Genomic DNA, 11,634 nt, shown 5'->3' on the forward strand with positions numbered 1-11,634 from the left:
GCCGCTGTCAGGCGGTCTGGCGCGCCGCGGCCCGTCCCGCCGTCCGGCCCGAGAAGAGGCATCCGCCGAGGAAGGTGCCCTCCAGGGCGTTGTAGCCGTGGACGCCGCCGCCGCCGAAGCCGGCGACCTCGCCGGCCGCGTACAGGCCGTCGATGGGCGTGCCGTCGGCTCCCAGGGCGCGGGAGTCGAGGTCGGTCTGGATGCCGCCGAGGGTCTTGCGGGTCAGGATGTGCAGCTTGACGCCGATGAGGGGGCCGGCCGCGGGGTCGAGGATGCGGTGCGGGGTGGCGACGCGGCCGAGGCGGTCGCCGATGTAGCGGCGGGCGTTGCGGATGCCCTGGACCTGGGCGTCCTTGCTGTACGGGTTGGCGATCTGGAGGTCGCGGGCCTCGATCTGGCGCCGGACGGTCTCCGCGTCGAGGAGCGCCTTGTCCGTCAACTGGTTCATCTTCTCCACCAGTTGCTCCAGGTTCGGAGCCGTCACGAAGTCCGCGCCGTTGCGCAGGAACGCCGCCACCGGGCCCGGGGCGCCCTTGCCGAGCACGCGCTCCTTCAGGAATCCGGCGCGGTCCTTGGCGGTGATGTCGGGGTTCTGCTCGGAGCCCGACAGCGCGAACTCCTTCTCGATGATCTTCTGCGAGAGGATGAACCAGGAGTGGTCGTAGCCGGCGATGTCGGGGTCGGTGCGCAGGTGCTTGAGGGTGCCGAGGGTGTCGTAGCCCGGCAGGCACGGGTCGGGCAGCCGGCGGCCCAGGGCGTCGAACCACATGGAGGACGGCCCTGGCAGGATGCGGATGCCGTGGCCGGGCCAGATCGGGTCCCAGTTCTGCAGGCCCTCGGTGTAGTGCCACATGCGGTCGCGGTTGACCAGGCGTACGCCTGCCTGCGCGCTGATGTCGAGCATGCGTCCGTCGACGTAGGCGGGGACGCCGGTGACCATCTCGGTGGGCGGGGTGCCGAGCCGTTCGGGCCAGTAGCGGCGGACGATGTCGTGGTTGGCGCCGATGCCGCCGGTGGTGACGACGACCGCCTGGGCGGTGAGTTCGAACTCGCCGACGCGGTCGCGGTTGGAGGCGACACCGCGGGACGAGTGGTCGTCGGCCAGGACCGTGCCCCGCACTCCGCGCGCGGCGCCGTCCTCGATGACCAGCTCGTCGACCTGGTACCGGTGGTAGAAGGTGAGCAGTCCGTCGCGCGCGGCCTGTTTGGCGTACCGCACGAACGGCTCCACCACGCCCGTGCCGGTGCCCCAGGCGACATGGAAGCGGGGCACGGAGTTGCCGTGGCCGTCGGCACGCAGGTCGCCGCGCTCGGCCCAGCCCACCGTGGGCAGGAACTTGATGCCGTGCGTGTCCAGCCAGGCCCGCTTCTCACCGGCCGCGAACTCGACGTACGCGCGCGCCCAGCGCACCGCCCAGGAGTCCTCGTCGTCCACCCGGTCGAACTGGGCGCTGCCCTGCCAGTCGTTCCAGGCCAGGTCCAGGGAGTCCTTGATGCCGAGGCGCCGCTGCTCCGGGGAGTCGACGAGGAACAGCCCGCCGAAGGACCAGAACGCCTGCCCGCCGAGGTTGGCGGCGTTCTCCTGGTCGACCAGCGCGACCCTGCGGCCCCGGCTGGTCAGTTCGCTCGCGGCGACCAGGCCCGCGAGTCCCGCTCCGACGACGATGACGTCGGCATCCATGGCGACCGTCCCCTCTTCATCCGGTGCTGTCGCTGCCGTCGGTCAGCAGCGCGGTGAGCAGTTGTTTCAGCCAGGCACGGGCGTGCTCCACGTCCTTGTCCAGCAGCAGTTGGGTGGTGACGCCGTCGTAGGCGGCGACCACGGCGTGCGCGGCACCTTCGATGTCGCCGAGCACGGCGGGCAGCGCGGCGCGGCCCCGGGCCCGGGCGAGCCGGTCGGCGATCGCGCCGCGCAGCCGGGCGCGGTGTTCCAGCAGGGTCCGGGCGACGGCCGGGTCGCGGGCGGCGTGCACCAGGAAGTCCGTCTTCACCAGCAGCCAGTCGCGGTCCAGGAGCAGCGCCTCGGTCACCCGGTCCACGGCGGCGGGCACGTCCAGGTCCGGCCCGTCGAGCGCGAGCGCGCCGGCGACCTGGTCGGCGATGAGGTCCGCGCGCTCCCGGTAGAGGGCGAAGAACAGCTCGTCAAGGCTGTCGAAGTTGGAGTAGAAGGCGCCCCTGCTGTAGCCGGCGGCCTCGCAGACCTCCTCGATGGAGACCCGTCCGAAGCCCTTGGCCGCGAAGACCATGAAGGCGGCGTCCAGGAGATTGGCGCGCGTACGGACCCGGCGCTTGGTGACGCGCTTGGTCGTTCCGTGGACCGCCATGTCAGAACCTCCGTTCGATACAGGAATGTATCGGATACGTCGATGTATCAAAAGAGGCCGACGCAAACCCCCAAGAGATGGGAACATATTTTCGAATTAGGAGTACGCTGAAGCCATGAGCACGCACCTCCAGGCCTCCCTCTTCGACCAGACGGACCAGCTGCGACTCGGCCCCCTCGACGGGATCCGCCGGACCGAGCTCGGCTTCGGCGCCTGGCTCGATGTGCTGCCCGGCTGGCTGGCGGGCTCCGACGCACTGTTCGAACAGCTCGCGGCCGAGGTGCCCTGGCGGGCGGAGCGACGCAAGATGTACGACCAGGTCGTGGACGTGCCCCGGCTGCTCGCGTTCTTCGGCCGGGACGACGTACTGCCGCACCCGGTGCTGTCCGAGGCCCGCGAGGCGCTCAGCGCGCACTACGCCGATGAGCTGGGCGAGCCGTTCACCACGGCCGGGCTCTGCTACTACCGCGACGGCCGGGACAGCGTCGCCTGGCACGGCGACCGGATCGGCCGGGGTGCCCGCGAGGACACGATGGTCGCCATCCTCTCCGTGGGAGCCCCGCGTGATCTGCTGCTGCGGCCGATGCGCGGCGGCGACAGCGTGCGCCGACCGCTGGGGCACGGCGACCTCGTCGTGATGGGCGGCTCCTGCCAGCGGACCTGGGAGCACTGCGTACCGAAGACCGCACGGGCCGCGGGACCGCGCATCAGCGTGCAGTTCCGCCCGGACGGCGTGCACTGAGGCGGAGAGGCGGCCGCTTCGGGTGCGCGCGGGGGCTGCCTCCGGCGGACGGTGCCGGAGGCAGCCCTTCCTCTGGGCGAGGCCCCGACGTGCCTCCACACTGGGGCGGGTGTGCGCGCAGACGCAGGCACCTCCCCCCGCTTCCCGGCGCAGCGAGCTGGATGCGCTGCGGGTCTTCGTGGTCCTCGGGCTGGTCTTCTTCCACTCGGCTCTCGTCTTCTCGCCGGACGACGACTTCTACGTCAAGAACGCGGACACGACCGTCGCGGTGACCGTGCTGGCCGGCTTGGCGGTCGTGTGGGCGATGCCCGTGCTGTTCCTGGTCGCCGGGCTGGGCTCCCGGTACTCGATCCGCCGGCGCGGGCCCGCCCGGTTCACCCGGGAGCGGCTGCTGCGGCTGGGCGTTCCGCTGGTCTTCGCGACGCTCGTCCTGTGCCCGCTCCCCCAGTGGCTGCGGGTGCGGGCCGCCGACCCCGGCCACCACGAGTCGTACTGGCACTTCTGGCCGCGCTTCCTCACCGTCCGCCCGGACCCGGCCGACTTCCCCTTCGTCCTGGAGGGGGAGCACTTCGAGACCGGCCATCTGTGGTTCGTGGTGCTTCTGCTGACCTTCAGCCTGCTCCTCGCACCGGTCGCGGCGCCGCTCGCCGCGTGGGCCGAGCGCGTGGGGCGGACGGTGGAGCGGCGTCCGGCCCTGCTGCTCCTGCCCGTGCTGCCGCTCGCCGTGATCAACGCGTTCCTCGGCATGGAGGAGGGCTTCGCGGGCTGGAACCGCTGGGCCTACCTGGTGTTCTTCCTGTTCGGCCACGCCCTCGCCGACGACGGACGCGTCCGTGTCGCGCTGCGCCGACTCGCCGTGCCGGTGGGCGTGGCCGGGGTGGTGCTGTTCGCGGGGACCGCGCCCGGGTTCCTGTCCCTGGACGACCCGTTCACCGAGCGGAGCCCGCTCGCGCTGGTGACGCGGGCGGTGTTCGGGGCGGCGGGCTGGTGCTGGGTGGTGGCGATCCTCGGGCTGCTGGACCGGCCCCGCGAGGTCCGGGCGCCGTCGCGCGTGATGGTGTACCTCGGGATCGCCGCACTGCCGGTGTACGTGCTGCATCAACCGGTCGTGGTCGCCGTCGCGTACGGCGTGGTGGGCTGGTCGGCGCCGGTCGTGGTCAAGTACGCGGTGATCGTGACCGGTTCGCTGGTGGTGATCCTCGCCCTGTACGAGTGCCTGGTGCGCAGAACGCGGCCGGCGCGGTTCCTGTTCGGTATGCGTCCGGCGCCGACGAAACCCATTTCATCGTGATCTGCTTTGCTGTCTGCGTCGGGCACGGACCTCACCAAGCGGGGCGATCATGCGGGCAGATGTGCAGCAAGTCGCGGACGGCACCTACCTGGTGCACGGCAGCAACACCAACTGGGTGATTCTCACCGACGGGGACGCGGTCACCCTGATCGACACCGGCTACCCCGGGGACCGGGCCAGGCTGCTCGCCTCGCTCACGGAGGTGGGGAGTGCGCCGGAGGCGGTCAGGGCCGTACTGATCACCCACGCGCACACCGACCATCTGGGCAACGCCGAGTATCTGCGTGCCATCTACGGCACGCCCGTATACCTCCACGAGGCCGAAGTGCCCCACGCCCGCCGGGAGTTCCTGCACCAGGTCGACGTCGGCACCGTCCTGAAGAACGGCTGGCGGCCGGGCGTGCTGCCCTGGGCCGTGCACGCCATCCGCTCCGGCGGCACCGCTCACGTGCCGGTCACCTCCCCCGAGCCGTTCCCGTCGGCGGGCCCGCTGGACCTGCCCGGCCGACCGGTCCCGGTGCACACGCCGGGCCACACCGACGGCCACTGCGCCTACCACCTGCCCGACGCCGGAGTGGTGATCGCCGGGGACGCCCTGGTCAGCGGGCACCCCACCTCGCGGATCAAGGGGCCGCAGCTGCTGCCGGACATGTTCCAGCACGAAAAGGCCCGCGCCGTGGCCTCGCTGGACATCTTCGAAGGACTCAAGGGCGACCTGCTGCTGCCCGGGCACGGACCCCTGCACCGCGGTTCGGTGCGCGAAGCAGCCCTTCAGGCCCGGGAACGCGCGCTCTAAGGTGAGGTGACGATCACCGCGAGGCGAGGACGAACGGCCCATGGCACTGCAGATCAGCGCGACGAATCCGGAGCACCCCGCGCTCCTGCTGGAACTGCCCTGGCAGCTGCCCCTGGAGCAGTGGCCGGAGGAGGTCCTGGTCCCCCTGCCGCGCGGTATCTCCCGCCACATCGTGCGCTACGCCCGGGCCGGCGACGAGGTGATCGCCGTCAAGGAGCTCGCCCAGCGCCCGGCGTTGCGCGAGTACGAGCTGCTGCGCGACCTGGACCGGCTCGGCATCCCCGCGGTGGACCCGCTGGCGGTGGTCACCGGCCGCACCGACGCAGCCGGCGGCCCGCTGGAGTCGGTACTGGTCACCCGGCATCTGCGGGGCTCGCAGCCGTACCGCTCGATGTTCGAGACGACCATGCGCCCGGCGACCATGCACCGCCTGATGGACGCGCTGGCCGTGCTGCTGGTCCGCCTCCACCTCGCCGGGTTCGCGTGGGGCGACTGCTCGCTGTCCAACACGCTGTTCCGGCGAGACGCGGGCGCCTTCGCCGCGTATCTGGTGGACGCCGAGACCGGCGACCTGCACCCGCGGCTCAGCGCCGGGCAGCGCGACTACGATCTGGAGCTCGCCCGGGTCAACATCAGCGGCGAGCTGCTGGACCTGGAGGCGTCCGGGGCGCTGCACCCCTCGGTGGACCCGATCGAGTTCGGCACCCAGATCTGCGCCCGCTACCAGGGCCTGTGGGAGGAACTGACCCGCACCTCGGTGTACCCGGCGGGCAAGTACCACTACATAGAGCGCCGGATACGCCGACTGAACGAGCTCGGTTTCGACGTGGCCGAGATGCAGATCGAGCACGCGGCGAACGGCGACACGGTCACCTTCGTGCCCAAGGTCGTGGACGCCGGTCACCACCAGCGGCAACTGCTGCGTCTGACGGGCCTGGACACCGAGGAGAACCAGGCCCGCAGGCTGCTGAACGACCTGGAGAGCTGGATGGCCACCCAGGACGACTACGCCCCGGGCGACCCGCTCGGCGCCCGCCCCGAGGTGCTAGCCCACCGCTGGGTGCGCGACGTCTTCCGCCCCACCGTACGGGCCGTACCGCTGGAGCTGCGCGGTTCGGTGGACCCGGCCGAGATCTACCACGAGCTGCTCGAACACCGCTGGTACCTGTCCGAGCGGGCGCAGCACGACATCGACCTGGACACGGTGGTCGCGGACTACATCGAGAACATCCTGCCCAAGGCCCGCGAGACGCTGCAGCCCACCACGTCCGACTGAGAGCCTGTGAAGAAGCCCCCGTCGTCCGCCCGGAGGGCGGGCGCCGCGGTGTCGTGGGGGTACCTCCCGCCCGAGCCGTGCGAAGCGCGGTTCGAGGGTGGGGGAGCGTGCGATCGCAAGGCGCCGGAGTCGCCCTCGATGGGGGTGCCCTCGCCCGAGCCGTGCGAAGCGCGGTTCGCGCGTGGGGGAGGAGCCACGTGGGCGGTTCGGCGACGCGGCTGGGGGTCCCCCTCTCGGGGAGTGCGTGCCAGACGCCGCGGCGCAGGCGGGGGCTTCTTCACAGGCTCTGGCTCACTGGTGCGGCACCACGGCCACCGGGCAGGGCGCGTGGTGCAGGACGCCGTGGGCCACCGAACCGATCCGGGCGCCCACGGCCGTACGGCGGGCCCGGCGTCCGACGACCATCAGCTGGGCCCGGTCGGCGACCGACAGCAGCACCTGCCCGGCGCTGCCCATCTCGACGTGCTCCACGACATGGACGTCCGGGAACCGTTCCCGCCATGGTTGCAGCGCCTCGCCCAGCGCCTTCTTCTCGAACGGCTCCAGTCCCCCGGCGTCATCGAGGAGCTTCAGGGAGGTCGGGCTGTAGGCGAACAGCGGCGGCAGCGTCCAGGCCCGCACGGCACGCACGGTCGCGCCGCGGGCCGCGGCCGTCTCGAACGCGAGGCGCAGCGCGGCGGCGCTGTCGTCCGGGTCGCCCTGCTGGCCGACGACGATCTCGCGTCCGGCGGCCTCGGCGGACGGCTGGTCCCCGGCGCGTACGAGGACGACGGGCCGGGTGGCCCCGGCGATGACCTGCTGTCCGACGGAGCCCAGCAGGAACCCGACGACCGCGGCGTGGCCCCGTGATCCCAGCACCAGCAGCTCGGCGTCCGCCGCCGCGTCGACCAGCGAGTCGGCGGGCCCGCCGTCGAGGACGTCGGTGGTGACCTCCAGCCCGGCATGCCGCTCGGTGACGGAGCGGGCGCCCTGCGCGAGCCCGTCTCGCACCCACTGGGCCTGGGTGTCGGCGTCCTTGGCGTATCCCGCGTCGATCGCCTCGTGCGGCTGGAACCGCCAGGCGTGCACCACCCGCAGGGCGAGCCCCCGGCGAACCGCCTCCCGGGCGGCCCAGGCCAGCGCGGCGAGGCTCTCCTCCGAGCCGTCCACCCCTGCCGTGATCGAACGCGTCATTCCGGCTGCCCCCTCGTGCGGTGGTCATGTCGTCGGCTCCAGTCTTCACTACCCTGCGGGCATGGCACTGGAGTGGGAGCAAGTGGTGGTGGACGCGGCCGATCCGGTGGCCCTCGGCCGCTGGTGGGCCGAGGCTCTGGGCTGGGTCGTGGTGGGCGATGCGCCCGACGAGTTCGAGATCCGGCCCGAGAAGGAGCGGCTGCCGGGCCTGCTCTTCGCACCGGTACCGGAGGGCAAGACCGTCAAGAACCGCCTCCACCTCGACTTCCGGCCCGACGATCAGGAGGCTGAGGTCGCCCGCCTCCTCGCCCTCGGCGCGCGCCCCGCGGACGTCGGGCAGAGCGGCGAGGAGTCATGGGTCACCCTGGCGGACCCCGAGGGCAACGAGTTCTGCGTGCTCGCCCCGCGGCGCCGCTGAGCACTGCCGCCTCCCGCATACCCGAGCGAAGCGGGCGGATCGAACATACGATGGGGCCGAGTCGACGCGGCGCCGATGCCATCCGGACACCTTCGCCGCGCCGAGAACGCGAACTCTCGGGGTGGGGAGACGTATGGCACAGGCCGCCGACGCAGCGCGGACCGTCATCCTGACCGTGGACGACGACCCGGGAGTGTCCCGGGCGGTCGCCCGTGACCTGCGGCGACGCTACGGCCAGTCGCACCGGATCGTGCGCGCGGAGTCCGGTGAGTCCGCGTTGCAGGCGCTGCGCGAGCTGAAGCTGCGCGGCGATCTCGTCGCCGTGATCCTGGCCGATTACCGCATGCCGCAGATGAACGGCATCGAGTTCCTCGAACAGGCCCTGGACGTGTACCCCGGCGCGCGGCGGGTGCTGCTGACCGCGTACGCGGACACCAGCGCGGCGATCGACGCGATCAACGTCGTGGACCTCGATCACTATCTGCTCAAGCCGTGGGACCCGCCGGAGGAGAAGCTCTATCCGGTCCTGGACGACCTGCTGGAGGCGTGGCGGCGCAGCGACTACCGGCCGGTGCCCAGCACCAAGGTGGTCGGACACCGCTGGTCGGCGCGCTCCTCGGAGGTGCGGGAGTTCCTGGCCCGCAACCAGGTGCCGTACCGCTGGTACTCGGCCGACGAGCCCGAGGGGCAGCGGCTGCTGGCCGCCGCGGAGCAGGACGGTCAGCGGCTGCCGCTGGTGGTCACCCCGGACGGGACGCCCCTGGTGGCACCCGAGGCTCCCGAGCTGGCCGCGAGGGTGGGGCTGGCGACGACACCGACGGCCGACTTCTACGACCTGGTCGTCATCGGCGGCGGACCCGCCGGGCTCGGCGCGGCCGTGTACGGGGCGTCGGAGGGGCTGCGGACCGTGCTCGTGGAGCGGTCGGCGACCGGCGGACAGGCCGGGCAGAGCTCCCGGATCGAGAACTACCTCGGCTTCCCGGACGGTGTCTCGGGCGCCCAGCTCACCGACCGGGCCCGGCGGCAGGCGGCGAGGTTCGGCGCCGAGATCCTCACCGCGCGCGAGGTCACGGGACTGGAGGTCAGCGGCGCCGCCCGGATCGTACGGTTCTCGGACGGCTCCGCGGTCGCCGCGCACAGCGTGATCCTGGCGACCGGCGTGTCGTACCGGCAACTGCAGGCGCCCGGCTGTGACGACCTGACCGGCTGCGGGGTGTACTACGGGTCGGCCCTGACGGAGGCCCCGGCCTGTCAGGGCCAGGACGTGTACATCGTCGGCGGCGCCAACTCCGCCGGGCAGGCGGCGATGTATCTGTCCCGGGGCGCGAAGTCGGTGACGCTGCTGGTGCGCGGGGAGTCGCTGTCGGCGTCCATGTCGCACTACCTGATCCAGCAGATCGAGGAGGCGCCGAACATCTCGGTGCGCGCCCGCACGGTGGTCGAGTCCGCGCACGGCTCCGGTCATCTGGAGCAGCTGACGCTGCGCGACGTGGACAGCGGGCGGACCGAAGAGGTCGACGCGCAGTGGATGTTCGTGTTCATCGGCGCGGCCCCGCTGACCGACTGGCTGGACGAGACGGTGCTGCGGGACGAGCGCGGGTTCATCCTGGCCGGGCCCGACCTGACCGCCGACGGACGGCCGCCGTCCGGCTGGGAGCTGGACCGGCCGCCGTACCACCTGGAGACCAATGTGCCCGGTGTGTTCGTGGCGGGCGACGCGCGCGCCGAGTCCGCCAAGCGGGTCGCGTCCGCCGTCGGAGAGGGAGCCATGGCCGTGATGCTCGTCCACCGTTATCTGGAGCAGTCATGAGCGGACGGTTGATGCCGTGCGAGCCCGCGGAGATCGGCTCGCTGTTCCTGTTCGAGAAGCTCTCCTCCGAGCAGCTGGGCCGGCTGTGCAGCGAGGGGCGGGTGGAGAAGTTCGAGCCCGGGCCCGTGTACACCGAGGGCGACCCGGCCACCTGCTTCTATGTGATGGTCGAGGGCACCGTCGTACTGTCCCGGCGGGTCGGCGGGGACGACGTGGAGGTCAACCGCACCTCCCAGCGCGGGGTGTACTCGGGGGCCTGGCAGGCCTATCTCGGGGACCGGGTGCCGCAGGTCTACAACAGCTCGATGAGGGTCACGGAGCCGACGCGGTTCTTCGTACTGCCCGCCGAGACCTTCGCGTCCGTGATCCAAGAGTGGTTCCCGATGGCCCTGCATCTGCTGGAGGGCCTCTTCTTCGGCCAGAAGAGCACCCAGCTGGCCATCAATCAGCATGAACGGCTGCTGGCGCTCGGCTCGTTGTCCGCCGGTCTCACCCACGAGCTCAACAACCCCGCCGCCGCGGCCGTACGGGCGACCTCGACACTGCGCGAGCGGGTCGGCAAGATGCGGCACAAGCTGGCCGTCATCGCGCAGGGGTCCTACTCCCCCGAGGTCATGGCGAACCTCATCGACATCCAGGAACGCACCGCCGAACGTGTCGCCAAGGCGCCCACACTGAGTCCGCTGGAGGCCTCCGACCGGGAGGACGCGGTCACCGACTGGCTCGACGACCACGACATCCCCGACGGCTGGCGGATCGCGCCCACCTTCGTCCAGGCCGGGCTCGACGTGGACTGGCTGGACCAGGTCGCGACGACCGTGGACGAGGAGATCCTGACGAACGCGATCGGGTGGCTCAACTACACCGTCGAGACCGAGCTGTTGATGGACGAGATCAACGACTCGACCACCCGCATCTCGCATCTCGTCGACGCCGCGAAGCAGTACTCCCAGCTGGACCGCGCGCCGTTCCAGAACGCCGACGTCCACGAACTCCTCGACAGCACCCTCATGATGCTGTCGGGCAAGATCGGCCCGCAGATCAAGGTCGTCAAGGAGTACGACCGTACGCTGCCGAAGATCCCGGCGTACCCGGCGGAGCTCAACCAGGTCTGGACGAACCTGATCGACAACGCGGTATCCGCGATCAGAAGCGCGGGCGGCGAGGGGACGTTGACGGTGCGGACGGCGCCGGAGCACGACCGGCTGCTGGTCGAGTTCCGGGACACCGGGGTCGGTATCCCGCCGGAGAACCGGGGGCGGATCTTCGATCCCTTCTTCACGACCAAACCCGTGGGCGAGGGCACCGGACTCGGCCTCGACATCTCCTGGCGGATCGTGGTCAACAAGCACCACGGCACCATCCAGGTGGAGTCGGAGCCGGGTGACACCCGGTTCCAGGTGCTGCTTCCGCTCACGTCCGAGGAGGCTTCATGAGCAGCGTCAACGGCATCGACGCCGGTGTGCCGCCGAGTGGCAGCGGGTGTGTGGAGTGCGACGAGGCCGGCGGATGGTGGTTCCATCTGCGGCGGTGTGCGCAGTGCGGACATGTGGGGTGCTGTGACAGTTCGCCCGCGAAGCACGCCACCGCGCATTTCCGGGAGACCGGGCATCCGTTGGTGCAGAGCTTCGAGCCGGGCGAGATGTGGTTCTGGGACTACGGCTCGAATGAACTGTTCGAGTCGGGGCCCGATTTGGCGCCTCCGGCGAGTCATCCCGCGGATCAGCCCGCGCCGGGGCCCGCTGGGCGGGTACCGGACGACTGGGCGAAGACGTTGCGTGCCTGACGGCTCGAACGGGGCCAG

Annotated in this window: 11 protein-coding genes; 8 read left to right on the top strand and 3 right to left on the bottom strand. The window is 71.4% G+C overall.

Translation table 11 applies throughout. The features are described 5' to 3' along the window. Positions 1-7 precede the first annotated feature (7 nt). On the bottom strand, positions 8-1,681 hold the full coding sequence (locus POF73_RS23285; protein ID WP_272118606.1) for an FAD-binding dehydrogenase: 1,674 nt from the start codon (positions 1,679-1,681) through the stop codon (positions 8-10). Between the two features lie 16 nt (positions 1,682-1,697). Then, positions 1,698-2,324, bottom strand: a complete 627-nt coding sequence (locus tag POF73_RS23290) for a TetR/AcrR family transcriptional regulator (protein ID WP_272118607.1) — start codon at positions 2,322-2,324, stop codon at positions 1,698-1,700. 115 nt (positions 2,325-2,439) lie between these two features. Between POF73_RS23290 and POF73_RS23295 the strand changes: the two genes are divergently transcribed. The 4 genes from POF73_RS23295 (at position 2,440) to POF73_RS23310 (ending at position 6,429) form a co-directional block, all read left to right on the top strand. After that, on the top strand, positions 2,440-3,066 hold the full coding sequence (locus POF73_RS23295; protein WP_272118608.1) for an alpha-ketoglutarate-dependent dioxygenase AlkB: 627 nt from the start codon (positions 2,440-2,442) through the stop codon (positions 3,064-3,066). A 109-nt stretch (positions 3,067-3,175) separates the two neighbouring features. Further along, positions 3,176-4,357: an acyltransferase family protein gene (locus POF73_RS23300; RefSeq protein WP_272118609.1), complete on the top strand. Its 1,182-nt coding sequence runs from the start codon at positions 3,176-3,178 to the stop codon at positions 4,355-4,357. 49 nt (positions 4,358-4,406) lie between these two features. Beyond that, complete coding sequence (locus POF73_RS23305; RefSeq protein ID WP_272118610.1) at positions 4,407-5,153, top strand: MBL fold metallo-hydrolase; 747 nt, start codon at positions 4,407-4,409, stop codon at positions 5,151-5,153. 40 nt (positions 5,154-5,193) lie between these two features. Beyond that, complete coding sequence (locus tag POF73_RS23310) at positions 5,194-6,429, top strand: DUF4032 domain-containing protein (RefSeq protein ID WP_272118612.1); 1,236 nt, start codon at positions 5,194-5,196, stop codon at positions 6,427-6,429. A gap of 291 nt (positions 6,430-6,720) precedes the next feature. Here the strand turns inward: POF73_RS23310 and POF73_RS23315 are convergent, their stop codons facing one another. Then, positions 6,721-7,602: a universal stress protein gene (locus POF73_RS23315; protein ID WP_272118614.1), complete on the bottom strand. Its 882-nt coding sequence runs from the start codon at positions 7,600-7,602 to the stop codon at positions 6,721-6,723. A 61-nt stretch (positions 7,603-7,663) separates the two neighbouring features. Here POF73_RS23315 and POF73_RS23320 point away from each other — a divergent pair, with 61 nt between their 5' ends. From POF73_RS23320 to POF73_RS23335, 4 genes are all read left to right on the top strand, one after another. Then, positions 7,664-8,020: a VOC family protein gene (locus POF73_RS23320; protein WP_272118616.1), complete on the top strand. Its 357-nt coding sequence runs from the start codon at positions 7,664-7,666 to the stop codon at positions 8,018-8,020. Positions 8,021-8,153: 133 nt separating this feature from the next. Next, positions 8,154-9,830, top strand: a complete 1,677-nt coding sequence (locus POF73_RS23325; protein ID WP_272118618.1) for an FAD-dependent oxidoreductase — start codon at positions 8,154-8,156, stop codon at positions 9,828-9,830. Further along, positions 9,827-11,266, top strand: a complete 1,440-nt coding sequence (locus POF73_RS23330) for an ATP-binding protein (protein WP_272118620.1) — start codon at positions 9,827-9,829, stop codon at positions 11,264-11,266. The genes POF73_RS23325 and POF73_RS23330 overlap by 4 nt, the downstream gene beginning before the upstream one ends. Beyond that, positions 11,263-11,616, top strand: coding sequence for a UBP-type zinc finger domain-containing protein (locus POF73_RS23335; RefSeq protein WP_272118622.1), 354 nt, complete (start codon positions 11,263-11,265; stop codon positions 11,614-11,616). The genes POF73_RS23330 and POF73_RS23335 overlap by 4 nt, the downstream gene beginning before the upstream one ends. Positions 11,617-11,634: the final 18 nt, after the last annotated feature.

It is taken from the genome of Streptomyces sp. HD (assembly GCF_028369295.1).
Taxonomy (GTDB): Bacteria; Actinomycetota; Actinomycetes; order Streptomycetales; family Streptomycetaceae; genus Streptomyces.